This is a genomic window from Streptomyces sp. NPDC092952 (assembly GCF_044754785.1).
Taxonomy (GTDB): Bacteria; Actinomycetota; Actinomycetes; order Streptomycetales; family Streptomycetaceae; genus Streptomyces.
This window is the reverse complement of sequence record NZ_JBIVPT010000001.1, coordinates 597,840-623,142: the sequence shown is the minus strand read 5'-3', so window position 1 is coordinate 623,142 and position 25,303 is coordinate 597,840. Positions and strand designations below refer to the sequence as shown.

General features: G+C 67.0%; 21 protein-coding genes. 15 read left to right on the top strand and 6 right to left on the bottom strand.

Translation table 11 applies throughout. The features are described from left to right. Positions 1–44 precede the first annotated feature (44 nt). From ACIQGQ_RS02830 to ACIQGQ_RS02810, 5 genes are all read right to left on the bottom strand, one after another. The gene (locus tag ACIQGQ_RS02830; protein WP_402389789.1) at positions 45–1,310 is read right to left on the bottom strand and encodes a tyrosine-type recombinase/integrase; all 1,266 of its coding nucleotides are present in this window, start codon (positions 1,308–1,310) and stop codon (positions 45–47) included. 613 nt (positions 1,311–1,923) lie between these two features. Then, positions 1,924–2,157 carry a helix-turn-helix transcriptional regulator gene (locus ACIQGQ_RS02825; protein ID WP_402389786.1) on the bottom strand — a complete coding sequence of 78 codons (234 nt, stop codon included), beginning with the start codon at positions 2,155–2,157 and terminating at the stop codon, positions 1,924–1,926. After that, entirely contained in the window at positions 2,154–2,789 is a 636-nt protein-coding gene (locus ACIQGQ_RS02820; RefSeq protein ID WP_402389783.1) for an HNH endonuclease, read from the bottom strand. Before ACIQGQ_RS02820 ends, ACIQGQ_RS02825 begins: the two co-directional genes overlap by 4 nt. A 2-nt stretch (positions 2,790–2,791) precedes the next feature. Further along, entirely contained in the window at positions 2,792–3,583 is a 792-nt protein-coding gene (locus tag ACIQGQ_RS02815; RefSeq protein ID WP_402389780.1) for a hypothetical protein, read from the bottom strand. Continuing rightward, positions 3,580–3,921 carry a hypothetical protein gene (locus ACIQGQ_RS02810; RefSeq protein ID WP_402389778.1) on the bottom strand — a complete coding sequence of 114 codons (342 nt, stop codon included), beginning with the start codon at positions 3,919–3,921 and terminating at the stop codon, positions 3,580–3,582. The genes ACIQGQ_RS02815 and ACIQGQ_RS02810 overlap by 4 nt, the downstream gene beginning before the upstream one ends. A 244-nt stretch (positions 3,922–4,165) precedes the next feature. Between ACIQGQ_RS02810 and ACIQGQ_RS02805 the strand changes: the two genes are divergently transcribed. The 3 genes from ACIQGQ_RS02805 to ACIQGQ_RS02795 all read left to right on the top strand — a co-directional run bounded on the left by ACIQGQ_RS02805 (position 4,166) and on the right by ACIQGQ_RS02795 (position 5,926). Beyond that, on the top strand, positions 4,166–4,945 hold the full coding sequence (locus ACIQGQ_RS02805; RefSeq protein ID WP_402389775.1) for a GntR family transcriptional regulator: 780 nt from the start codon (positions 4,166–4,168) through the stop codon (positions 4,943–4,945). After that, positions 4,942–5,523: a GNAT family N-acetyltransferase gene (locus ACIQGQ_RS02800; RefSeq protein ID WP_402389773.1), complete on the top strand. Its 582-nt coding sequence runs from the start codon at positions 4,942–4,944 to the stop codon at positions 5,521–5,523. The genes ACIQGQ_RS02805 and ACIQGQ_RS02800 overlap by 4 nt, the downstream gene beginning before the upstream one ends. 109 nt (positions 5,524–5,632) lie before the next feature. After that, the gene (locus ACIQGQ_RS02795) at positions 5,633–5,926 is read left to right on the top strand and encodes a hypothetical protein (protein WP_383947860.1); all 294 of its coding nucleotides are present in this window, start codon (positions 5,633–5,635) and stop codon (positions 5,924–5,926) included. A gap of 14 nt (positions 5,927–5,940) precedes the next feature. Here ACIQGQ_RS02795 and ACIQGQ_RS02790 read toward each other — a convergent pair. Further along, positions 5,941–6,821, bottom strand: a protein-coding gene (locus tag ACIQGQ_RS02790; protein WP_402389769.1) for an IS5 family transposase whose coding sequence is annotated in 2 segments (ribosomal slippage) — positions 5,941–6,461 and positions 6,461–6,821 — 882 coding nt in all. Because the reading frame shifts where the segments join, the coding sequence is not laid out codon by codon here. Between the two features lie 1,966 nt (positions 6,822–8,787). On the opposite strand from ACIQGQ_RS02790, the gene rplK reads away from it, so the two are divergent. From rplK to fusA, 12 genes are all read left to right on the top strand, one after another. Beyond that, positions 8,788–9,222, top strand: a complete 435-nt coding sequence (gene rplK / locus ACIQGQ_RS02785) for a 50S ribosomal protein L11 (protein WP_006126872.1) — start codon at positions 8,788–8,790, stop codon at positions 9,220–9,222. 81 nt (positions 9,223–9,303) lie between these two features. Beyond that, positions 9,304–10,026, top strand: coding sequence for a 50S ribosomal protein L1 (gene rplA, locus ACIQGQ_RS02780; protein ID WP_352276115.1), 723 nt, complete (start codon positions 9,304–9,306; stop codon positions 10,024–10,026). 163 nt (positions 10,027–10,189) lie between these two features. Further along, positions 10,190–11,104: a hypothetical protein gene (locus ACIQGQ_RS02775; protein WP_402389767.1), complete on the top strand. Its 915-nt coding sequence runs from the start codon at positions 10,190–10,192 to the stop codon at positions 11,102–11,104. A 275-nt stretch (positions 11,105–11,379) separates the two neighbouring features. After that, on the top strand, positions 11,380–11,910 hold the full coding sequence (rplJ, locus tag ACIQGQ_RS02770) for a 50S ribosomal protein L10 (RefSeq protein WP_352276119.1): 531 nt from the start codon (positions 11,380–11,382) through the stop codon (positions 11,908–11,910). Positions 11,911–12,021: 111 nt separating this feature from the next. After that, a complete protein-coding gene (gene rplL / locus ACIQGQ_RS02765) occupies positions 12,022–12,405 on the top strand; it encodes a 50S ribosomal protein L7/L12 (RefSeq protein ID WP_352276120.1) in 384 nt (127 codons plus the stop codon). Between the two features lie 621 nt (positions 12,406–13,026). Beyond that, on the top strand, positions 13,027–16,512 hold the full coding sequence (rpoB, locus tag ACIQGQ_RS02760; protein WP_402389765.1) for a DNA-directed RNA polymerase subunit beta: 3,486 nt from the start codon (positions 13,027–13,029) through the stop codon (positions 16,510–16,512). 129 nt (positions 16,513–16,641) lie between these two features. Then, positions 16,642–20,541 (top strand): DNA-directed RNA polymerase subunit beta', encoded by a 3,900-nt coding sequence (locus ACIQGQ_RS02755; RefSeq protein WP_402389763.1) that lies wholly within the window; start codon positions 16,642–16,644, stop codon positions 20,539–20,541. Positions 20,542–20,699: 158 nt separating this feature from the next. Further along, positions 20,700–21,458, top strand: a complete 759-nt coding sequence (locus ACIQGQ_RS02750; RefSeq protein WP_402389761.1) for a hypothetical protein — start codon at positions 20,700–20,702, stop codon at positions 21,456–21,458. Between the two features lie 8 nt (positions 21,459–21,466). Then, entirely contained in the window at positions 21,467–21,898 is a 432-nt protein-coding gene (locus ACIQGQ_RS02745) for a hypothetical protein (RefSeq protein ID WP_366294711.1), read from the top strand. Positions 21,899–22,229: 331 nt separating this feature from the next. Then, a complete protein-coding gene (rpsL, locus tag ACIQGQ_RS02740) occupies positions 22,230–22,601 on the top strand; it encodes a 30S ribosomal protein S12 (RefSeq protein ID WP_003948652.1) in 372 nt (123 codons plus the stop codon). Positions 22,602–22,603: 2 nt separating this feature from the next. Continuing rightward, positions 22,604–23,074: a 30S ribosomal protein S7 gene (gene rpsG, locus ACIQGQ_RS02735; RefSeq protein WP_072485550.1), complete on the top strand. Its 471-nt coding sequence runs from the start codon at positions 22,604–22,606 to the stop codon at positions 23,072–23,074. Positions 23,075–23,112: 38 nt separating this feature from the next. Then, on the top strand, positions 23,113–25,239 hold the full coding sequence (fusA, locus tag ACIQGQ_RS02730; protein WP_366294707.1) for an elongation factor G: 2,127 nt from the start codon (positions 23,113–23,115) through the stop codon (positions 25,237–25,239). Positions 25,240–25,303: the final 64 nt, after the last annotated feature.

Below are 25,303 nucleotides of genomic sequence, written 5' to 3'. Positions count from 1 at the left end.
AGGCAAGCCCTGACCAGGACTGGAGTCCCGGTCAGGGCTTGCTGTTAGGCCACCTGGGCCGTCTCTGGGCCGTCATCCGTCCGACTGGCGGCCTCGTACATGTCGTCGACGGCAAGCCGGGTGCGGCTCTCGCTGCTCGGCATCAGGTGCGTATACGTCCGGAGGGTGAACCCCGGATCACCGTGCCCCAGGTACTGGCTCAGGGCCCGGATGTTCTCCCCGGCATCCAGCAGCACGGATGCGTAGAAGTGCCTCAGCGCGTGCATGCCATCCTCGCGGGAGGCGGGCGCCCGCTCGCCCTGTCGAGGAGCGGGGAGGACGCCAGCGGCCACGAGTGCCGGTTTCCACGCGTGGGTGTTGAAGTCGTTCCGACGGCATGCCCCGCCGTCGTGGCCCGTGAAGATCAGGCGCTTGGTCACCTTCGGGCCGTCGGGCCTGAGCCACGGCAGTGTGATGTCTGTCGCAGGGAAGGTCGCCATATGGGCCGTGAGCGCGCGACTGACATGCAGGGGGAGAGGTACGTCACGCACCTTCCCGCCCTTCGGAGGGGCGAAGATCTGGTGTCCGTCCACGAGCTTCACTTGGAAACCGACGTGCAGCCAGCCCGTGGCGAACCCCACTTCATCCGCCGGCAGGCCGAAGACCTCACCTTGCCGGAGGCCGCACCCGCCACCAACGTCGACCATCGCGCGGAAGCGCTCCTGTAGGGCCGACCGCACGGCGAAGACGCGCCCGGGAGTCCATGGCTTCACTCGGCCGGGCGCAGGCTTCGGTGCCTTGACCGAAGCCGCGCGGCAGGGGTTCCTCTGAATCACTCGGTCGTCCACAGCTGCAGTGAAGACGGCGGACGCGTTCTTGAAGATCTCCCGCCGGTACGTGGCACCAGCCACGGTGTTCTCCAGCGCCCGTGTCCACTCCCGGATGTGCTCGGGCTGGAAGGACCCGAGCGGGCGCGAGCCGATGTGCGGGAAGGCGTGAAGCCGCAGCCGCATTTCAACGGCCGAGCGGGTCGCGAGGTCGGTCGTCTGGGCGGCGATCCACCGCTCCGCGTACTGCTGGAAGGTAGTGCGGCTGGCCTTGGGGTCGATGTACTCACCCCTGGACATGTCGGCTTCGATGTGGCTGAGCCACTTCTCGGCGAGGCGCTTCTGCTTGTCGGGGAAGCTCTTGGACTTCTCGGCGCCGTCGGGGCCGACGTAGCGGGCACGGTAGCGCATGCCGGTGCCGTAGCGGTCGGACTTGACTCGGAGCTCCTTGCCGTTGGCGTCGGTCTCGGTCTTGAACCAGCGGTCCTGGATGTGGCCAGCCATGTGGGGCTGACTCCTCTCGGTTGGTGGCGCCTGCCCTCATCAGGGAGGGAGGCAAGGGGGTGCCGTGGCAGTGGCTGTGGAGGGGGTTTCGGGGAGGCAGGGAGGCGCCTCCCTGCCTCCCCGGGCGGGGGTTTGTGCTGGTCACCCGGAGGGAGGCGGGGCAGGGAGGCGGCCAGGGAGTTCTCCCTGCCTCCCTCTGCCGGCGGGGCTGCCTCCCTGGCGAGGGGGAGGCAGAGACCGGGGGCCGGGTGGCTTCTGTGAGGTGGTTTCCGGTGGGTTGCAGGGCAGCCTCCCCAGGCTCCCCAGGCTCCCCAACGGGGGTGATTTCGCTGATCAGTGTGGGTGGGGCGGGTTGGGGAGGCGGTTGGGGAGAACTCCCCAGGGTGGGCGCGACTCCCCAACTCCCTCCCCCTGGTTGAGCGGTGCTTCGAGGGGCGGTCCGCTGCCCCCTTTACCGGCCTTACCTTGCAGGTCAGGGCCCTTTACCTGCCCCTCTACCGGGGTAAAGGGCCCCCTCTACCGGCTGACACCAGGCAGGGCCGCCCTCATCGGCTGGTTCGGGCGGCGGATCGGGGCCCAGGTAGAGGGGGAGGGCTTTACCCCCGGGTGTGGGTTAGGCGGCGTCGTGGGCGGCCTGCTGGTCGATCCAGGCGCGGACGGCGGCGGGGTCGTAGCGAACGTGGCGGCCGACGCGGAAGCCGGGCGGGCCGGTGCGGCGCTTGCGCCAGCGGTAAACGGTCTCGATCGGGACGGTGAGCATCGCGGCGATGTCCTCGGGGGTGAGGTAGCGGTCGGGGAGCCCGGCGCGGAGGGTTGCGCGGGGGTCGGTCGTCTTGGGCGGGGTCATGCTGCCTGCTCTTCCGTCTCGTGCTGCGCGGCTCGGGTCGGCTGGTCGGGGGCGGGCGAGGAGCTGTCCAGTTTTCTGGACGTGTGAGCCCCCTTTTCAGGTGGGCGCGAGGCGCCCCGGGTGGTGCCCGCACGGTCGGGGCGTTCAGGCAGGTCACGACCCGACCGTGCGGGCGATCGGGTGTCCACGGGGGTGACCTCGTGGTGGGCGTGCGCGAGTCGGGCCAGCAGGCGCCAGTCGACCGGGGCGGTCGGGTCGGGAACCGGCCGGTCCTTGACCCGACCGCCGCCCGGCCGGGGCGGTCGATCCACCGGGCGACCGGTCGGCCGACCGGTGTGACGCGGGGCGTGACCCGTCTCGTCACGCTGGTCACGGCCCTGGGACCAGACGAGCAGGAGGGCCATGCTCAGCGGGAGCCGGTCGGCCTTGGCCTGGTTGCAGGGGCGGCATGCCAGGGTCAGGTTCACGACCGCCCGGGTCCGGTAGAGGGACTTCGGCACGATGTGGTCCAGGGTCGCTTCCTGCGGCGAAGTGAACGGGCGGTGGCAGTACGCGCAGTGCCACCCGTGGCGGCGGGCCAGATGTTCCTTGCGGGTGCGCCGACGCGGCGCGGGGAGGTGCCGGGCGCTCACGCCTACCACTCCGCCCGCATCGGGCGCAGCCGCATCCCGTCCGGGCCCGCCGGCGGGGTCAATCCGATGAGGTGGGCGCCGGTGTCCGGGCGGACGATCAGCGGCATGGGCTGGCTCTTCGGGCCGATGCCGCGCAGGAGGTCGAAGCAGAAGCGGCGGCGGTGGTAGTCCGGCAGGGCCTGCTTGTACAGCCACTCCTTGTCGCGCTGGCGGTCGGCCGCCGGGCCCGCCAGTTCGGCGGTCATGAACGCGCCGAGCCGGATCAGGGTGTCGGTCGGGACGGCGGTCATGCCCTCGTGGAGGCAGCGGGAGACCATCAGTTCCCGGCGGGGAACCTGGCGGAACTCGGCGTGGCGGTAGCGGTGCAGGGGCGACAGGTACAGGGCGACCGCGGCTTCCCCGATGCTCATGGGGCGTGAGCGGGCCCCGGCGTACCAGAAGGAGAGCGCGAGGCGGTAGGCGAAGCGGCGGCACTCGCGGACCTCGGGGAACTCGTCCTCGGGCAGTCCCGCGAAGACCCCGGAGGCGTCCGCGATCCCGGCCGGGCCGAGGGCCGCGACGGCGGCCCGCAGGGTGGTGTGGAGGGCGTCCGTGGAGGGGACCGGGTAGGCGAAGCCGTCGGCCATGATCTCGAAGAGCGCGGCGGCGGCCTCGTTCACGTCCAACTCGACACCGGTCACGGGGATGGTGGGAAGGTCGTTGCCCTCCCGGCGGCGGTCCATCTCCGCCAGGCAGAACACCGGCCCCGGCGACGGTGCGACGTGCGCGTACAGGGCGTCCAGGGTGGTCGTCATGCCGACACCCCGAACACTCGGGTGATGGCGGCGGCCAGGCACACGGCGTACTCGAAGCCCTCACTCGGGCCGTCGCCCTCGTAGAGGGCCATCGCCCGGTGGCTGTAGGACGTCATCGTGCTCAGGTCGGTGTCCAGGACCGCGTACTGGAGCGACTCCCGGACCACCGAGTCGTCGTCAAGTTCGTCCCAGGTCAGCGAGCCCTTGAACATCAGCAGGCCCAGCAGGTCCGCGAACGACAGGTGCACCGGCACCCGCACCGCGACCCGCGTCGTCGAGTCACCCGGCTCCAAGCCCCCAAACATGTCGATGTTGCTCGCCAGACGCTCAGCGGTCACGCGCTCCGCGACGATTCCAGGCATCATGGAACTGCCCCTTTCGGGTCGGGGAGCGGCGGCTGTGACTTGGCGGTTCGGACGCCGCTCCCTGTGTGCGCCAGGCCCGTTCGGGCATGGCGGCGCCCCTGGGAAGGGGCGTGGGACTTCCTGCAGCACTTCTCATGAGAAGTGCTGCTCTGAAGGTAGACGGATCTCACGTCGCCCGTCAACGACTTCTCATGAGAAGTGCCGTTAAGCTGTCACCATGCCAAGTCACAGCCGCGCCACCACCGCGCCGCGCATTCATGAGATCGCCTCTGATCTGCGGTCCCGCATCGAAGCAGGCGAGTTCCCGCCCGGCAGTAAGCTGCCGAGCACCCGAGAACTCGCTGAGCATTACGTCATCAGCGCGCAGGCCATCGCCCGAGTGATCGCCCTACTCAAGGGGGACGGGCTGGTCGAGGGACGTCAGGGCGCAGGGGTGTTCGTCCGTACGTGGCGCCCTTTGGTCTACCGACCTCAAAGCGAGTTTCGCCGGAAGCCCCCAACCGTGGACATCTTCACGAACATCCTGGAGACGGAGGGGAGGGACGGAGGGCAAACGATCGAGGTGGAGATCTGCCTCCCCAGCGAGCCCATTCGCCAGCGGCTTCAACTTGCCGAAGGGGAGCGCGTGGCGGTGCGTCGACGGACTAGCTACGTCGACGGCCAAGAGCCCTTCGCCACCGATGATTCCTACGTCGCCTTGGACCTGGTCGAAGGGTCCGAGTGGATGACTGAGGGAAGCGTGGAGCGCGGCACTAACCAGGTGCTTGCAGAGCTGGGTTTCAAGCTGGTGGAGGCACTGGATGAGATCTACGTCAGGATGCCGAAGCCTGGTGAGGCGGAGCGCCTGAAACTCCGCGCTGGGACGCCGATCGCCGAGCTGATTACCACTGGCCACGACCGCAACGGTCGTCCCGTTCAGGTGACCTCCTGCATTTTGCCGGGGGACCGTCACGTCGTCGTGTACGAGCGAACCGCACCAGAGGAGGGGAGCGAATGATCATCCTGCCCGCAAGGCTGGAGGACGTGCCCCGGCTGGTGCGATTCCGGGTGGACGCCGCAGCTTGGCTTACGCCTATGGGCATTGACCAGTGGTCCGCTCCGTTCCCGGCAGAGCACATTGCGGCGAGCGTGATCGCCGGAGAAGTCTTCCTTGTCAAGGAGAACGAAGAGAGCGCAGCAGTAGCGACCGTGACGCTTGATCAGAACATCGATCCTGAAATCTGGGACCTTTGGACGACAGAGGAACGGGCAGAACCCGCCCTCTACGTTCACAAGCTCGCTGTGGATCGCCACTACAGCGGGCGCGGGCTGGGAGGTCAGCTTCTCGACTGGGCGGGGGACCGTGCCGCACGGCACGGGGCACGATGGCTGCGGCTGGACGCTTGGACGTCGAATACCAGGTTGCACCAGTACTACCTTCAGCAAGGCTTCAGGCACGTGCGAACCACCGCCGACCCTGACGAGGTATCCGGCTGGCTCGCTCAGCGGCCCGCCCGCCCCGCGGAGCATGGCTTTGATGACCGCACGGCCCCCGCGCTGCGGCCACTGCCTCCGTTGGGGGACCACCATCCCTGAGCGCTCAGCACTTCAGGGCTGTGCACGGACGGCTCTTAAATGTTCGGGGGCGGGCGCGTGTGTAGCGCTAGGTTCTGTCCGGCGGATCATGAGGCCATAGGGTCTGACCGTGATTAACCTCCAGGTCCGAGGCGAGAACGGCACGATCGAGGCCCGTGCGAAGCACGGTGTGGTCTGGGGTCCTGAGCTGGCTGGTCTTGATCAGTCAGTGTTTCCGATGCTGGGGCACCTGTTGCCGTACGCGGACACCGTTTTCAACCACCGGCAAGTGTCCACCCTGTTGGAGGAGGTACCGAGGCTGCCTGCAGGTGTGCTGACTGACGAGTTCGCGCGCGAGTTGATCGAGCTGGGTCAGGTAGTTCTTGACGGACAGGGCCTGTACCTGTGGTTCCTCGGGGACTGAGACTGCAGGCCGGCTCAGCCCCGGAGCCATAACCGGACAGCCGCGGTGGTGACGGTGCCATGGAAGACGTAGGCCCTCTTGTCGTAGCGGGTGGCGACGGCCCGGGAGTTCTTGAGCCGGTTGATCGTCCGCTCGACCTCGTTGCGGCGTTTGTAGACCTCGCTGTCGAAGCCGGTGGGCCGGCCGCCCTCGCTGCCGCGGCGTTTGCGGTTGGCCCGTTGGTCCTTCGGTTCGGGGATGGTGTGTTTGATCTGGCGTCTTCGCAGGTAGCGCCGGTTCCGACGTGAGCTGTATGCCTTGTCGCCGCCCAAGTGGCCCGGCCGCGTGCGGGGGCGGCCGCCTTGGGGGCGGGGAACGCGGATCCGTTCGAGGACTTCGATCATCTGCGGCGCGTCGCCCCACTGGCCGGGAGTGACCAGGAAGGCCATCGGCCGACAGCCACCTTCGCCCGCGAGGTGGATCTTGCAGGTCAGGCCGCCCCGAGACCGTCCGAGTCCTTCGTCGGGGCGGTGGTACCGAGGCGTCGTCCTTTTTTCGGGACACGTGGCTTCTTCTTGCGAGCGCCTGCCGCGTGCTGATGGGCACGGCAGGACGTCGAGTCGACGCTGACCATGCTCCAATCGATCCGGCCCGCGAGGTCGGCGTCGGCCTGGACGGCACACAGGATCCGGTCCCAGGTGCCGTCCGCCGACCACCGCCGGTGCCGTTCATAAACGGTCTTCCAGCTGCCGAAACGCTCGGGAAGGTCCCGCCACGGTATGCCCGTCCGGACCCGGAACAAGATCCCGTTGATCACTCTGCGGTGGTCGTTCCACCGTCCGCCACGCTGTCCCGACGCCGGCAAGTGCGGCTCCAGCCGGACCCACTCGGCATTCGTCAGATCACCCCGCCCCATGCCAGACACAACGAGCGAGCAATCCGACAGTCACATGATCCGCCGGACAGCTCCTAGTCGGCGGACAATGCCGTGGGTCGCGGACCATCGCGGACCACCTAGTTTGACCTGTGGTTTTGGCGGGGTGGTCGTGTGGACCGTCGCGGACCATGGCTCTCTGGATGGTCCGCGACGGTCCGCATAACGTCGTGGCGTTTCCGCAGGTCACGAGGGGTGGTCCGCGATGGTCCGCGACCCAGCGGATTGTGGAACTAGCTTCCGTCTGGAGTCCAGCCGCGCGGGCGGCGTCCTCAACGGACGGCTCTTAAATCGGGGAGGGGCTTGGTGCGAGCGCCCCTACATTTCAGAACATCGCGACTCAAGCGTCTCAGTGCAGGTCAGAGGGGGTATCCGTGTGACTCACATTGCGACTCACTACCCCCGGCGGCCGCCTGCCGACAGAAGAGACCACCCGTCCCCGGCGGCGTGGCCTCTTCTCGCTGGACCGGGCAGCAGAGGCCAGCTTTTCAGGCGCGGGGAGGGCGGCGCCGCTCCTGAAAAGCAAGGCGTCGGTTGGTTCGACATTGCCGTGAGTCGTCTTTGAGTCGCGATACCGGCCGCATGCGCACCCTCTCTGACCTGCACTGAGACGCGATGAGTCGCTTGAGTCGCGATATTTCGAAAACTTCCCTCACTACTCCAGAACCCTGGGCTGGGAAGGCAAGAGCCAGCAACGATCAGCCGACCACGAGGCTGCGGCGACTCGCCCCGAAGAGCCTGCCGGCAGGCTGCGATGCTCCTGCTAGACCTAGCGGAGGCCCCTGCTAGGTCTAGCAGGAGCGCTAGCACTCCATCGATGGCCTGAGCTGGGATTTAGCGTCTAGCAGGCCCGAAGGGGACACCCCGCCTGAGCGCGGTCCAGGGGACGTCGTTCACGCCCCTGGACCGCTAGGCAGAAGAGGCCGCGCACGACGATCGAGCCGTGCTGGTCCCGCGCCCGCCCGGCACCTGTCCAAGGACCGGATTTCTGCGTCACGGCGTCACGAGCGTCACGCGTGCCGTCTGAGCTGGGGTTTTGGCGTGACGCAGAGGTGTCGGAGTGCGTCATCCGTGACGCAGGCGTCCGTCACGGTGACGCGGGCCGTGACGCAGGTGACGCAGAGGTGACGCAGGATCGGCCCTCTGCGTCACGCCTGTTTCAGCAGGTCAGAGGCCGTTTTTTGTCGCTTGGTGACGCGGTGACGCAGAGCTTCCCTTCTTAAGAAAAAAGAAGGGGTGGTTTCTGTTGTGGTACGCGCCTGAAGCGCGTGAACAGCGAAGAGGAGCACGCCCCCTGCCCGGCGGTGCTCCTCTTGCTTTGACGCGGCCTACCGGGACTCGCCCGGGCGAGTCCCCCGCTTAAGAGCCGTCTGCCGAAGCCGCTGCCCGAGGCCGCCCGGCGGCCTGGTTCCCGGACGGACTGGGCGCCGAAGTCGTCCGCCCGGCGGGCGGTCCTTTCAGCTCTTCCTCTCTGACCCGCACCCGCCTCGTGGCGGGTGCGATCCGCCACACGAACGGCACCCGCCACGCATCCGAGTCTCTGACCTGCGATGTGGCGGCGTGGCGGACGTGGTGGACCCTGGGGAGGGTAGAGGAAGGGGGTTGTCGTCTGGCGCAGCCGGGCCGCCGACGGCCGGGCCGCCTGTGGGCCGTGCGAGGGCGACCAATGATGACCAATGACGGCGGTCGGCGACCGATCTTTCCCAGGCTGTGAGCTTGCCCGGTAGGCTTTCCCCTGCTTGGACCAGGCCGTCACCAGTCCCAGAAGAACTGAGCCTCCCGGCTGATTCTGGACACATGCCTACCGAGCAGGTCAGACCGGCTGAGAAGCCCGTCTGACCTGCTCGGTTTTTGGTCGCGCAGCTATACCCGTTATCGTTGTGCGGTATGCCTCCATCCGGATGACCGGACGGCGGCGAAACACTCTCACTAGGACCCGGAGAGAGCAATGCCTCCCAAGAAGAAGAAGGTCACGGGGCTTATCAAGCTCCAGATCAACGCCGGTGCGGCCAACCCGGCCCCGCCGGTCGGCCCCGCGCTCGGTCAGCACGGCGTCAACATCATGGAGTTCTGCAAGGCCTACAACGCCGCGACCGAGTCGCAGCGTGGCATGGTCGTGCCGGTGGAGATCACGGTCTACGAGGACCGTTCCTTCACCTTCGTCACGAAGACTCCGCCGGCCGCCAAGCTGATCCTCAAGGCTGCGGGCGTGGAGAAGGGCTCCGGCGAGCCCCACAAGACCAAGGTCGCCAAGCTGACGGCTGCCCAGGTCCGTGAGATCGCCACGACGAAGCTCCCCGACCTGAACGCCAACGACCTCGACGCCGCGTCGAAGATCATCGCTGGCACCGCCCGTTCCATGGGCATCACGGTCGAAGGCTGACTCAGCCCCTCACGTCCTCAGTGGTAGGGCCAAGCGCTGGCCCGCACCACGACTCCACACTCTGAAACCACAGGAGCAGCAGTGAAGCGCAGCAAGAACCTCCGGGCTGCGGACGCCAAGGTCGACCGGGAGCGCCTCTACGCCCCGCTCGAGGCCGTCCGTCTCGCCAAGGAGACCGCGACCACGAAGTTCGACGGCACCGTCGAGGTCGCCTTCCGCCTGGGTGTCGACCCGCGCAAGGCCGACCAGATGGTCCGTGGCACCGTGAACCTCCCGCACGGCACCGGCAAGACCGCCCGGGTCCTGGTCTTCGCGACCGGTGACCGTGCTGCGGCCGCGGAAGCCGCGGGCGCCGACATCGTCGGCTCCGACGAGCTCATCGACGAGGTCGCCAAGGGCCGCCTGGACTTCGACGCCGTCGTCGCCACCCCGGACCTCATGGGCAAGGTCGGCCGCCTCGGCCGCGTGCTCGGTCCGCGTGGTCTGATGCCGAACCCGAAGACCGGCACCGTCACCCCCGATGTCGCCAAGGCTGTCACCGACATCAAGGGCGGCAAGATCGAGTTCCGCGTCGACAAGCACTCGAACCTGCACTTCATCATCGGCAAGGTCTCGTTCGACGACACCAAGCTGGTGGAGAACTACGCGGCGGCGCTGGAGGAAGTCCTCCGTCTGAAGCCGTCCGCCGCCAAGGGCCGCTACATCAAGAAGGCCGCTCTGGCCACCACGATGGGCCCCGGCATCCCGCTGGACGCCAACCGCACCCGTAACCTCCTCGTCGAGGAGGACCCGGCCGCCGTCTGAGCCTCCGCGCTCGGCACCAGGCCGCGTCACGTGTGACAAGGGACGGGCCCCGCAACCTTTCGAGGTGCGGGGCCCGTCCTCGTTTACGTCATACCGAAGGCGGTGTCGGAGGCGTGCGTTAGCGTGAGGTCCCGACGGAGCCGAACGAGGGGTGGAAGCTGACATGAGGACCAGTACCGTGCGACGCGTGTGTCTGTCGGTGACGGCGGTGGCGGCGCTGACGTCGGTCGCGGCCTGCAGCGGGTCGGACAGCGGCAAGAGCGCCGACCGGGGGACCGACAAGGCCGGCGGTGTGGTGAAGGCCGACCCGATCGCCGCGCTGCGCAGCGTGGAGAAGAAGACCGGCGGGGAGCGTTCGGCCAAGATCGAGGGCACCACCCAGATGGGCGCCGTGATGTCCATGAAGCAGACCGGAACCGTCGACTGGTCCGACGGGCTCTCCGGCACCATGGAGATCACCTACACCGGCGGCACCATGGCGGACACCATGAAGCAGTCCGGCGGCGACGGCACGATGCAGGCCCGGTACTTCAAGGACGGCTACGTCGCCAACATGGGCGAGGGCTTCTCCAAGCAGGTCGGCGGCAAGCACTGGATCAGCTACCGCTACGCCGACCTCGCCAAGATGGCGGGCGCCTCCGGCGAGGCGATGAAGCAGCAGATCCAGAACACCACCCCCGAGCAGGGCGTGAAGTCGCTGCTGGCCTCCGGCGACGTGAAGAAGGTCGGCGCCGAGGACGTACGAGGAGTGCAGACCACCCACTACTCCGGCACCGTCGACGTCGCCGCGCTGACCGGGAAGAACTCCGAGCTCGACGCCGCCCAGCTGAAGCAGCTCAAGGAGCAGCTCGACGCGGCGGGCATCACCACCGAGCAGGTCGACATCTGGGTCGACGCCAACGACCTGCTGGTCAAGAAGGTCGAGCGCGGCCAGATGAAGACCGGCGAGTTCAATTCGACGGTGTACTACAGCGACTACGGGACGAAGGTCTCCGTCGAGCGGCCCGCGGCCGCCGACACGGTCGACTTCACCGAGCTGCTGAAGCAGCAGCAGGGGGCGGCCGGGACCGCGTCCTGACGGTCCCGGTCCGACCCGGACGGGACGGATTTGCTCGGCGCGACCACGGTCGCGTACTCTCCTACAGAAGCCAAAGACCGCTGGTCGTTGCCGTGCTCTCGCAAGAGGGCCGGTGGCCGAAGGATCCGTTGAGTACGGACGACCTGCGCAGGTGACTGTGGAAAGCTCCCGGATTTCGATTCGGTCGAGCTACGCCCTGGCGCCTGCGCCGGGGCGTTTCGTCTTTCCCGGCCCCTTCTGAGCGGTCCTCATCACCCGGAAGGAGGCCGACGCTCATGGCAAGGCCCGACAAGGCTGCCGCGGTAGCCGAGCTCGCGGACCAGTTCCGCAGCTCGAACGCCGCTGTGCTGACCGAGTACCGGGGTCTCACCGTGGCGCAGCTCAAGACGCTGCGTCGTTCGCTCGGTGAGAACGCCCAGTACGCCGTGGTGAAGAACACGCTGACCAAGATTGCGGCCAACGAGGCCGGGATCACCTCGCTCGACGACCAGTTCACCGGTCCGACGGCGGTTGCCTTCATCACCGGTGACCCGGTGGAGTCGGCGAAGGGTCTTCGTGACTTCGCCAAGGAGAACCCGAACCTGATCATCAAGGGCGGTGTCCTTGATGGCAAGGCGCTGTCCGCCGATGAGATCAAGAAGCTTGCGGACCTCGAGTCCCGCGAGGTTCTGCTCAGCAAGCTGGCCGGTGCCTTCAAGGGCAAGCAGTCCCAGACTGCTCAGCTCCTCCAGGCGCTGCCGTCGAAGTTCGTCCGCACCGCGGAGGCGCTTCGCGTCAAGCTCGACGAGCAGGGCGGTGCCGAGTAACTCGGCTCGCGCATTGACCGCCACCCGTCCGGGAGGCGGTCGCAGCGGGCCGAACGTACGCCCGCCTACATGTACATCCGGCACCCGCCGATTTAGTGGAAGGACGCCATCATGGCGAAGCTGTCCCAGGAAGACCTGCTCGCGCAGTTCGAGACGATGACCCTCATCGAGCTCTCCGAGTTCGTGAAGGCCTTCGAGGAGAAGTTCGACGTCACCGCCGCCGCGGCCGTCGCCGTCGCCGGTCCGGCCGGCCCGGGCGCCGTTGCCGAGGCCGTCGAGGAGAAGGACGAGTTCGACGTCATCCTCACCGGCGCCGGCGACAAGAAGATCCAGGTCATCAAGGTCGTGCGTGAGCTGACCTCGCTGGGTCTGAAGGAGGCCAAGGACCTCGTCGACGGCACCCCGAAGCCGGTCCTCGAGAAGGTTGCCAAGGAGGCCGCCGAGAAGGCTGCCGAGTCCCTCAAGGCCGCCGGCGCTTCCGTCGAGGTCAAGTGACTCAGGGAGTCTGCTGACTCCTCCTGGCGCCCCGTGCCGCACGGCACGGACGTCATCTGACGAAGGGCGATCACCCATCGGGGTGGTCGCCCTTCGGCGTACCCGAAGCGGCTGCCTTGCTCTTCCCGCGTTGACGAGTATGGTGATCATCGCTGTTGCCTCTCGGGGCGGCCGACCGGTGCCGGAAGGCGGGCCGGACGGAGGGCCCGGGGCCTCCTCCCCGGGGGAGGGCCTTGACGAACCGCACGCGGCGCGCAATTCTCAGGACGCGTCGTCACAACGATCCGGGATCCGAGGCATGGATCGTGGACGGAGCGGGCAGTAAAGAAGAGCGCATCGCGCGCAAAGGTTCTAGCCATGGGTGTTGAGAACAGCTGTTGAGAGCGACGTGGGTCTCTGAGAACCCCCACTGGACATCAGTGTGCCTTTTGGCTACACTGACCCTTTGCGCTGCCTGTTAGCTGCCTCCTGCCCGTCACCAGGGGCATGCCCTCGCTTGAGCACCGATGATTGATCGCCTCTGACCTGGCCTTTTGGCTTGAGTCGGGGTTCGACTGCCATCGTGTCCGGCTTGGGACCGGTACGCGCGTAGTGAGTCCGAGCCCTCGGAAGGACCCCCTCTTGGCCGCCTCGCGCAACGCCTCGACCGCGAATACGAACAACGGTGCCAGCACCGCCCCGCTGCGCATCTCCTTTGCAAAGATCAAGGAGCCCCTCGAGGTTCCGAACCTCCTCGCGCTGCAGACCGAGAGCTTTGACTGGCTCCTCGGCAATGCCGCATGGAAGGCTCGCGTCGAGGCTGCTCTGGACAGCGGACAAAACGTCCCCACCAAGTCCGGCCTGGAAGAGATCTTCGAGGAGATCTCGCCGATCGAGGACTTCTCCGGGTCGATGTCGCTGACTTTCCGCGACCACCGCTTCGAGCCCCCGAAGAACTCGATCGACGAGTGCAAGGAGCGCGACTTCACGTTCGGCGCCCCGCTCTTCGTCACCGCCGAGTTCACCAACAACGAAACCGGCGAGATCAAGTCCCAGACGGTCTTCATGGGCGACTTCCCGCTGATGACTAACAAGGGCACCTTCGTCATCAACGGCACCGAGCGTGTCGTCGTGTCGCAGCTGGTCCGCTCGCCGGGCGTCTACTTCGACTCCTCCATCGACAAGACGTCCGACAAGGACATCTTCTCCGCCAAGATCATCCCGTCCCGGGGTGCCTGGCTGGAGATGGAGATCGACAAGCGCGACATGGTCGGCGTCCGCATCGACCGCAAGCGCAAGCAGTCCGTCACCGTTCTCCTGAAGGCTCTCGGCTGGACCACCGAGCAGATCCTGGAGGAGTTCGGCGAGTACGAGTCCATGCGCGCCACCCTGGAGAAGGACCACACCCAGGGCCAGGACGACGCGCTGCTCGACATCTACCGCAAGCTGCGCCCGGGCGAGCCGCCCACCCGCGAGGCCGCTCAGACGCTGCTGGAGAACCTCTACTTCAACCCGAAGCGCTACGACCTCGCGAAGGTCGGCCGCTACAAGGTGAACAAGAAGCTCGGCGCGGACGAGCCGCTCGAAGCCGGTGTGCTCACCAGCGACGACGTCATCGCGACGATCAAGTACCTGGTCAAGCTGCACGCCGGTGAGACCGAGACGGTCGGCGAGTCCGGCCGGTCGATCATCGTCGAGACCGACGACATCGACCACTTCGGCAACCGCCGCATCCGTAACGTCGGCGAGCTGATCCAGAACCAGGTCCGTACGGGTCTCGCCCGTATGGAGCGCGTCGTGCGCGAGCGCATGACCACCCAGGACGTCGAGGCGATCACGCCGCAGACCCTGATCAACATCCGGCCGGTCGTCGCCTCCATCAAGGAGTTCTTCGGCACCAGCCAGCTGTCGCAGTTCATGGACCAGAACAACCCGCTGTCGGGGCTGACGCACAAGCGTCGTCTCAACGCGCTCGGCCCGGGTGGTCTCTCCCGCGAGCGGGCCGGGTTCGAGGTCCGTGACGTGCACCCCTCGCACTACGGCCGCATGTGCCCGATCGAGACGCCCGAAGGCCCGAACATCGGTCTGATCGGCTCGCTGGCCTCCTACGGCCGGATCAACGCCTTCGGCTTCATCGAGACGCCGTACCGCAAGGTCGTCGACGACCAGGTCACCGACGAGGTCGACTACCTGACCGCCGACGAGGAGGACCGCTTCGTCATCGCGCAGGCCAACGCGCCGCTGACCGACGAGCTCCGGTTCGCCGAGTCCCGCGTGCTGGTCCGCCGCCGTGGCGGCGAGGTCGACTACGTGCCCGGCACGGACGTCGACTACATGGACGTCTCGCCGCGCCAGATGGTGTCCGTCGCGACCGCGATGATCCCCTTCCTGGAGCACGACGACGCCAACCGTGCCCTCATGGGCGCGAACATGATGCGTCAGGCGGTGCCGCTGATTAAGTCGGAGGCCCCGCTCGTCGGCACCGGCATGGAGTACCGCTGCGCCACCGACGCCGGCGATGTGCTCAAGGCCGAGAAGGACGGTGTGGTCCAGGAGGTCTCCGCGGACTACATCACCGTGACCAACGACGACGGCACGTACACCACGTACCGCATCGCCAAGTTCATGCGCTCCAACCAGGGCACCTCGGTCAACCAGAAGGTCGTCGTCTCCGAGGGCGACCGGGTCGTCGCCGACCAGGTCCTCGCCGACGGTCCGGCCACCGAGAACGGCGAGATGGCCCTCGGCAAGAACCTGCTCGTGGCGTTCATGCCGTGGGAGGGTCACAACTACGAGGACGCGATCATCCTGTCGCAGCGCCTCGTGCAGGACGACGTCCTCTCCTCGATCCACATCGAGGAGCACGAGGTCGACGCCCGTGACACCAAGCTGGGCCCCGAGGAGATCACCCGGGACATCCCGAACGTCTCCGAGGAGGTCCTCGCCGACCTCGACGAGCGCGGCATCATCCGGATCGGTGCCGAGGTCGTCGCCGGTGACATCCTCGTCGGCAAGGTCACGCCCAAGGGCGAGACCGAGCTGACCCCCGAGGAGCGCCTGCTCCGCGCGATCTTCGGTGAGAAGGCGCGCGAGGTCCGCGACACCTCGCTGAAGGTCCCGCACGGCGAGATCGGCAAGGTCATCGGCGTCCGCGTCTTCGACCGCGAAGAGGGCGACGAGCTGCCGCCGGGCGTGAACCAGCTGGTCCGCGTCTACGTCGCGCAGAAGCGCAAGATCACCGACGGTGACAAGCTCGCCGGCCGTCACGGCAACAAGGGCGTCATCTCGAAGATCCTCCCGATCGAGGACATGCCGTTCCTCGAGGACGGCACCCCGGTCGACATCATCCTCAACCCGCTGGGTGTCCCGTCCCGAATGAACCCGGGACAGGTCCTGGAGATCCACCTCGGCTGGCTCGCCAGCCGCGGCTGGGACGTCTCCGGCCTCGGTGACGAGTGGGCCAAGCGGCTCCAGGCCATCGGCGCCGACCAGGTCGCCCCCGGCACGAACGTCGCCACCCCCGTCTTCGACGGTGCGCGCGAGGACGAGATCTCCGGTCTCTTCGAGGCCACGATCCCGAACCGCGACGGCGACCGCCTGGTACAGCCCTCCGGCAAGGCCCAGCTGTTCGACGGCCGCTCCGGCGAGCCGTTCCCGGACCCGGTCTCGGTCGGCTACATGTACATCCTGAAGCTGCACCACCTGGTCGACGACAAGCTGCACGCGCGCTCGACGGGCCCGTACTCCATGATCACCCAGCAGCCGCTCGGTGGTAAGGCCCAGTTCGGTGGACAGCGATTCGGTGAGATGGAGGTGTGGGCCCTTGAGGCATACGGTGCCGCATACGCCCTCCAGGAGCTCCTGACCATCAAGTCCGACGACGTGACCGGTCGCGTGAAGGTCTACGAGGCCATCGTCAAGGGCGAGAACATCCCCGAGCCGGGCATTCCCGAGTCCTTCAAGGTGCTCATCAAGGAAATGCAGTCGCTCTGCCTCAACGTGGAGGTGCTGTCCTCGGACGGCATGTCCATCGAGATGCGCGACACCGACGAGGACGTCTTCCGCGCGGCGGAGGAGCTCGGTATCGACCTGTCCCGGCGCGAGCCGAGCAGCGTCGAAGAGGTCTGACGGGTTGGCCGGCCGGATCCCCGTGATCCGGCCGGCTCTCCCCGGACCCGTTCAGACCATTGCTGAAGTGCCCCGATTTCTCGCCTGACGCGAGGGGGCTCGAACCCCCGAAAGAGGGATTGACGACAAGTGCTCGACGTCAACTTCTTCGACGAGCTGCGGATCGGCCTCGCCACCGCGGACGACATTCGTACCTGGTCCCACGGCGAAGTGAAGAAGCCGGAGACCATCAACTACCGCACGCTCAAGCCCGAAAAGGACGGACTCTTCTGCGAGAAGATCTTCGGTCCGACCCGGGACTGGGAGTGCTACTGCGGCAAGTACAAGCGTGTCCGCTTCAAGGGCATCATCTGTGAGCGCTGTGGCGTCGAGGTCACGCGCGCCAAGGTGCGCCGTGAGCGGATGGGCCACATCGAGCTCGCCGCTCCCGTCACCCACATCTGGTACTTCAAGGGCGTCCCGTCGCGCCTGGGCTACCTCCTCGACCTCGCGCCGAAGGACCTGGAAAAGGTCATCTACTTCGCCGCGTACATGATCACGTTCGTGGACGAGGAGCGCCGTACGCGCGACCTGCCGTCGCTGGAGGCGCACGTCTCCGTCGAGCGCCAGCAGATCGAGAACCGTCGCGACGCCGACCTGGAAGCCCGCGCCAAGAAGCTCGAGACCGACCTGGCCGAGCTGGAGGCCGAGGGCGCCAAGGCCGACGTGCGCCGCAAGGTGCGCGAGGGTGCCGAGCGTGAGATGAAGCAGCTGCGCGACCGTGCGCAGCGCGAGATCGACCGTCTCGACGAGGTGTGGAGCCGCTTCAAGAACCTCAAGGTCCAGGACCTGGAGGGCGACGAGCTGCTCTACCGCGAGCTGCGTGACCGCTTCGGCACGTACTTCGACGGCTGCATGGGCGCCGCCGCGCTGCAGAAGCGCCTGGAGTCCTTCGACCTCGACGAGGAGGCCGAGCGCCTCCGCGAGATCATCCGCACCGGCAAGGGCCAGAAGAAGACCCGTGCGCTCAAGCGCCTCAAGGTCGTCTCCGCGTTCCTGCAGACCAGCAACAAGCCCAAGGGCATGGTGCTCGACTGCGTGCCGGTCATCCCGCCGGACCTGCGTCCGATGGTGCAGCTGGACGGTGGCCGCTTCGCGACCTCCGACCTGAACGACCTGTACCGCCGCGTCATCAACCGCAACAACCGCCTGAAGCGGCTTCTCGACCTCGGCGCGCCCGAGATCATTGTGAACAACGAGAAGCGCATGCTCCAGGAGGCCGTCGACGCGCTCTTCGACAACGGCCGTCGTGGTCGCCCGGTCACGGGCCCCGGCAACCGTCCGCTGAAGTCGCTGTCCGACATGCTCAAGGGCAAGCAGGGCCGCTTCCGTCAGAACCTGCTCGGCAAGCGTGTGGACTACTCCGCGCGTTCCGTGATCGTCGTCGGTCCGCAGCTCAAGCTGCACCAGTGCGGTCTGCCGAAGGCCATGGCGCTGGAGCTCTTCAAGCCGTTCGTGATGAAGCGCCTGGTCGACCTGAACCACGCGCAGAACATCAAGTCGGCCAAGCGGATGGTCGAGCGCGGCCGCACGGTCGTGTACGACGTCCTCGAAGAGGTCATCGCCGAGCACCCGGTGCTGCTGAACCGTGCGCCCACGCTGCACCGTCTCGGCATCCAGGCCTTCGAGCCGCAGCTGGTCGAGGGCAAGGCCATCCAGATCCACCCGCTCGTCTGCACCGCGTTCAACGCGGACTTCGACGGTGACCAGATGGCCGTGCACCTGCCGCTCTCCGCGGAGGCGCAGGCCGAGGCCCGCATCCTGATGCTGTCCTCGAACAACATCCTCAAGCCGGCCGACGGCCGTCCGGTCACCATGCCGACCCAGGACATGGTGCTGGGCCTCTTCTTCCTCACCACGGACGAGGAGGAGCGCGAGGTCGTCGGACAGGACCGCTCCTTCGGCTCCACGGCCGAGGCGATCATGGCCTTCGACGCCCGCGAGCTGTCGCTCCAGGCGAAGGTCGACATCCGCTTCCCGGTGGGCACCATCCCGCCGCGCGGCTGGGTGCCGCCGGTCGCCGAGGAGGGCGAGCAGGAGTTCCAGCCGGGCGACTCGTTCCGGCTGCGCACCTCGCTGGGCCGCGCGCTCTTCAACGAGCTGCTGCCCGAGGACTACCCGTTCGTCGACTACTCGGTCGGCAAGAAGCAGCTCTCCGAGATCGTCAACGACCTCGCCGAGCGCTACCCCAAGGTCATCGTGGCGGCGACGCTCGACAACCTGAAGGCGGCCGGCTTCCACTGGGCGACCCGTTCCGGTGTCACCGTGGCCATCTCCGACGTCGTGGTCCCCGAGGCCAAGAAGGCGATCGTCGCGGGCTACGAGGCGCAGGACGAGAAGGTCCAGAAGCAGTACGAGCGCGGTCTGATCACCAAGGACGAGCGCACGCAGGAGCTCATCGCGATCTGGACCAAGGCGACCAACGAGGTCGCCGAGGCGATGAACGCGAACTTCCCGCGGACCAACCCGATCTTCATGATGGTCGACTCGGGCGCCCGAGGAAACATGATGCAGATGCGTCAGATCGCCGGTATGCGTGGTCTGGTGTCCAACGCCAAGAACGAGACGATCCCGCGTCCCATCAAGGCGTCCTTCCGCGAGGGCCTGTCCGTGCTGGAGTACTTCATCTCCACGCACGGTGCCCGTAAGGGTCTGGCGGACACCGCCCTGCGTACCGCCGACTCGGGTTACCTGACCCGTCGTCTGGTGGACGTCTCGCAGGACGTGATCATTCGCGAGGAGGACTGCGGCACCGAGCGCGGCCTCAAGCTGAAGATCGCGGAGCGGGGCGCCGACGGTGTCCTCCGCAAGACCGAGGACGTCGAGACCAGCGTCTACGCCCGCATGCTGGCCGAGGACGTCGTCGTCGACGGCAAGGTCATCGCGCCGGCCAACGTCGACCTCGGTGACGTGCTCATCGACCAGCTGGTCATGCACGGCGTCGAGGAGGTCAAGACCCGCTCGGTCCTGACCTGCGAGTCCGCGGTCGGCACCTGTGCCTTCTGCTACGGCCGCTCGCTCGCCACCGGCAAGCTGGTCGACATCGGTGAGGCGGTCGGCATCATCGCCGCCCAGTCCATCGGTGAGCCCGGTACCCAGCTGACGATGCGTACCTTCCACACCGGTGGTGTGGCCGGTGACGACATCACCCAGGGTCTGCCCCGTGTCGTCGAGCTCTTCGAGGCCCGTACGCCCAAGGGTGTCGCCCCGATCTCGGAGTCCGCGGGCCGGGTCCGGATCGAGGAGACCGAGAAGACCAAGAAGATCGTCGTCACCCCCGACGACGGCAGCGACGAGATCCCCTTCCCGATCTCCAAGCGTGCCCGTCTGCTGGTGGGCGAGGGCGACCACGTCGAGGTCGGCCAGAAGCTCACCGTGGGTGCCACCAACCCGCACGACGTGCTGCGCATCCTCGGCCAGCGTGCGGTCCAGGTGCACCTGGTCGGCGAGGTCCAGAAGGTCTACAACTCGCAGGGCGTGTCGATCCACGACAAGCACATCGAGATCATCATCCGGCAGATGCTCCGCCGCGTGACGATCATCGAGTCCGGCGACGCGGAGCTGCTGCCGGGCGAGCTCGTCGAGCGCTCGAAGTTCGAGACCGAGAACCGTCGTGTGGTCACCGAGGGCGGTCACCCCGCCTCCGGCCGTCCGCAGCTGATGGGTATCACCAAGGCCTCGCTGGCGACGGAATCCTGGCTGTCGGCCGCCTCCTTCCAGGAGACGACCCGAGTCCTGACGGACGCGGCGATCAACGCCAAGTCCGACAGCCTCATCGGCCTCAAGGAGAACGTCATCATCGGTAAGCTCATCCCGGCCGGTACGGGTCTGTCCCGCTACCGCAACATCCGGGTCGAGCCGACCGAGGAGGCCAAGGCCGCGATGTACTCGGCCGTCGGCTACGAGGACATCGACTACTCGCCGTTCGGCACCGGCTCCGGCCAGGCCGTTCCGCTGGAGGACTACGACTACGGTCCGTACAACCAGTAAGCGGGTCGCTTGACAGGTCCTGAGGGCGGCCACCCCGTTGCGTACGGGGTGGCCGCCCTTCGGCGTTTCCGGAGACCGCCTGACGGCTGGAATCGCACGGACGCGGGGTGGGGCCCGGGTAGCATCCCGCCTTCGGGATCTGGCCTTGGGGGGCAAGCATGGAGACGGCCCGCGTCTTCTTCGGGATGTCGGCAGCGCTGGCGCTGCCGTGGGGAACGGGATGGCAACGAACCCGACCGTGGCTCACGGTCCTTTTCGTGGGCGTCTACAGCGCATATGTCATCACCCCGTACATGCACGAACCCAAGGCGTGGTCCGCGTTCGCGGTCGCCGTACTGCTCGCGGGAGGTTCGGTTCTGGTGCACCACCCTGGGGGAAGCGCGGGTCCGGGGTTCTCGCTGACCCTGCCTCTGAGCGGCGGTTCCACGATGCTCACGAGGCGCGTCGGAGCGGTTCTTCTCTGCGTCGCCGTTCTGCTGCTGTTGTGGACGGCGGGCGGCAGGACTACCGCGCTGGGAGGTGAGTTTCTGCTGAGCGACCGGTCGGCGGTCTTTCTGTCGGCTCTCCTCCTGGCGGTGTTCGGCGGTGGGCTTCTCGCCCGAGCGGCCACGGCACGGGTGTGCGCCGAGGTCGAGGCGATGCCCGACACTCCGGAGAAGACGAAGGCGCTGGATTTCTTGAGCGGCAGCAAGAACATCGGGCTCCTGGAGCGAGGTCTCCTCTTCACCTTCATCGCCGCCGGCCGGCCCGAGGCCGCGGCTCTGGTGCTCGCCGCCAAGTCCCTGGCCCGCGTGCCCACGCACGACCACGGAAAACATGCCTCCGAGTACTTCCTCATCGGTACGCTGGCCAGTGTCATCGCCTCCCTCGCGATGGGTATGGCCGCTCGTTCCGCGGTGGGGCTGCCTGTCCTCTAGGAGGGCCCGTGTGTCTCACCGCGCATCCGCTGATCCGCAGGTTGCTCTCGCTCGACCTGGCCGTGCGGGACTACGTGGTCGCAGGCAGTGGTCCGCTGCTGGCCCACGGGATCCGCGAGTCGGTCGGAGATCTGGACATCGTGGCAAGAGGGGCGGCGTGGCGGACGGTCACCCGCCTGTCCGAGCCGGTGCCCGCGCTGTCAGGGCACGGCAGTACGGTGAAACTGTTCGACGGTTCTCTTGAGTTCTTCGACCGTTGGCTGCCCGGTGGCTCCGGGACGGACGCCCTCATCGAGGGGGCGGAATTGATCCGGGGGATACCTTTCTGCCCGCTTCCTGAGGTGTTCGCCTGGAAGCAGAGAGCCGGCCGTCCGAAGGACCGTGAGGACCTCGCGCTGCTCCGCAGCCATTTCGAGCGCGAGAGGTCTGCCGGAGGCTGAGACGACGCAGCTCGCGGGGTTTGGGCACGGGGCGAGGTTTCTCCGGGATGGCGAGGGTGCTTCGATGAGCTGAAGAGGACCCGGCGTGTCGGGGTGAGACGGATTTGTTTTGACCGGAGTCGACGCGGTAGGTACGCTCAGACCTTGTGCCTGGGGTGTGCCTGGGCTCGTGTGCGTGTCCTCAACCGCATGCCGAGCCCGTCAGTGGCTACCGCAATCTGCGCTCCTTCTGCCTTGCGGCAGAAGTCCGCAGTATTCGACACACCCGACCGCGTGGGTCGGTGACGTTCCAGGTTAGTTTCACGAACGGCACACAGAAACCGGAGAAGTAGTGCCTACGATCCAGCAGCTGGTCCGCAAGGGCCGGCAGGACAAGGTCGAAAAGAACAAGACGCCCGCACTCGAGGGTTCGCCCCAGCGCCGCGGCGTCTGCACGCGTGTGTTCACGACCACCCCGAAGAAGCCGAACTCGGCCCTCCGTAAGGTCGCGCGTGTGCGTCTGACCTCCGGTATCGAGGTCACGGCCTACATCCCGGGTGAGGGACACAACCTGCAGGAGCACTCCATCGTGCTCGTGCGTGGTGGCCGTGTGAAGGACCTGCCGGGTGTTCGTTACAAGATCATCCGCGGCTCGCTCGACACCCAGGGTGTCAAGAACCGCAAGCAGGCCCGCAGCCGCTACGGCGCCAAGAAGGAGAAGTAAGAATGCCTCGTAAGGGCCCCGCCCCGAAGCGCCCGGTCATCATCGACCCGGTCTACAACTCTCCTCTTGTCACCTCGCTGATCAACAAGATCCTGCTGGACGGCAAGCGTTCCACCGCCGAGCGGATCGTGTACGGCGCCATGGAGGGCCTCCGCGAGAAGACCGGCAACGACCCGGTCATCACGCTGAAGCGCGCGCTTGAGAACGTCAAGCCCTCGCTCGAGGTCAAGTCCCGCCGTGTCGGTGGCGCCACCTACCAGGTGCCGATCGAGGTCAAGCCCGGTCGCGCCTCCACCCTCGCGCTGCGCTGGCTCGTGGGCTACTCCCGCGCCCGCCGCGAGAAGACCATGACCGAGCGCCTCATGAACGAGCTGCTCGACGCGTCCAACGGTCTTGGCGCTGCCGTCAAGAAGCGTGAGGACACCCACAAGATGGCCGAGTCCAACAAGGCCTTCGCGCACTACCGCTGGTAGTCGCTACCCACATCGAGACCGAGAGAAGACTGAGCCTTATGGCCACCACTTCGCTTGACCTGGCCAAGGTCCGCAACATCGGGATCATGGCCCACATCGACGCGGGCAAGACGACCACCACTGAGCGGATCCTCTTCTACACCGGCGTTTCGTACAAGATCGGTGAAGTCCACGACGGCGCTGCCACGATGGACTGGATGGAGCAGGAGCAGGAGCGCGGCATCACGATCACGTCCGCCGCGACGACCTGCCACTGGCCGCTCAATGATGTTGACCACACCATCAACATCATCGACACCCCGGGTCACGTCGACTTCACCGTCGAGGTGGAGCGTTCGCTCCGCGTCCTCGACGGCGCCGTCACCGTGTTCGACGGTGTCGCGGGCGTCGAGCCGCAGTCCGAGACCGTCTGGCGTCAGGCGGACCGCTACGGCGTGCCGCGTATCTGCTTCGTCAACAAGCTCGACCGCACCGGTGCCAACTTCTTCCGCTGCGTCCAGATGATCACGGACCGCCTCGGCGCGACCCCGATCGTCATGCAGCTCCCGATCGGTGCCGAGGCCGACTTCACGGGTGTCGTCGACCTCGTGACGATGAAGGCGTTCGTCTACCCCGCGGAAGCGACCAAGGGCGAGGCGTACAACATCGTCGACATCCCGGCCGAGCTCGCCGAGCAGGCCGAGGAGTACCGGGCCAAGCTTCTCGAAGCCGCCGCGGAGAACGACGAGGCGCTCATGGAGCTCTACCTGGAGGGCGAAGAGCCTTCCGTGGAGCAGCTCTACGCGGGCATCCGTCGTATCACCATCAACTCCGGCAAGGACGGCGAGACGACCGTCACCCCGGTGTTCTGTGGCACCGCGTTCAAGAACAAGGGCGTCCAGCCCCTGCTCGACGCCGTGGTCCGCTACCTCCCCTCGCCCCTGGACGTCGAGGCCATCGAGGGCCAGGACGTCAAGGACCCCGAGGTCGTCGTCAAGCGCAAGCCGTCCGACGACGAGCCGCTCGCGGCGCTGGCGTTCAAGATCATGAGCGACCCGCACCTCGGCAAGCTCACCTTCGTCCGGGTCTACTCGGGCCGCCTGGAGTCCGGCACCTCGGTGCTGAACTCGGTCAAGGGCAAGAAGGAGCGCATCGGCAAGATCTACCGCATGCACGCGAACAAGCGTGAGGAGATCGAGTCGGTGGGCGCGGGCGACATCATCGCCGTGATGGGTCTGAAGCAGACCACCACCGGTGAGACGCTCTGTGACGACAAGGCGCCGGTCATCCTGGAGTCCATGGACTTCCCGGCCCCGGTCATCCAGGTCGCCATCGAGCCGAAGTCCAAGGGCGACCAGGAGAAGCTGGGTGTCGCCATCCAGCGCCTCTCCGAAGAGGACCCGTCCTTCCAGGTGCACTCCGACGAGGAGACCGGCCAGACCATCATCGGTGGTATGGGCGAGCTGCACCTCGAAGTGCTCGTCGACCGCATGAAGCGCGAGTTCCGCGTCGAGGCGAACGTCGGCAAGCCGCAGGTCGCGTACCGCGAGACGATCCGCAAGGCCGTCGAGCGCGTCGACTACACCCACAAGAAGCAGACCGGTGGTACCGGTCAGTTCGCCAAGGTGCAGATCGCGATCGAGCCCATCGAGGGCGGCGAGGCCTCGTACGAGTTCGTCAACAAGGTCACCGGTGGCCGCATCCCCCGGGAGTACATCCCCTCGGTGGACGCGGGCGCCCAGGAAGCCATGCAGTTCGGCATCCTGGCCGGCTACGAGATGACCGGCGTCCGCGTCATTCTTCTCGACGGTGGCTACCACGAGGTCGACTCCTCCGAGCTGGCCTTCAAGATCGCCGGTTCGCAGGCCTTCAAGGAGGCCGCGCGGAAGGCGTCCCCGGTTCTCCTCGAGCCGATGATGGCCGTCGAGGTCACCACGCCCGAGGACTACATGGGCGATGTCATCGGTGACATCAACTCCCGCCGTGGCCAGATCCAGGCCATGGAGGAGCGCAGCGGCGCTCGCGTCGTGAAGGGCCTCGTGCCCCTCTCGGAGATGTTCGGCTACGTCGGAGACCTCCGCAGCAAGACCTCGGGTCGCGCAAGCTACTCGATGCAGTTCGACTCCTACGCCGAGGTTCCGCGGAACGTCGCCGAGGAGATCATCGCGAAGGCCAAGGGCGAGTAACTCACCCGAGCTCACGCTTTAGGCTTGTCACCGGAGCCTGGTGGGGCATTCGTCGCGGAGCGCG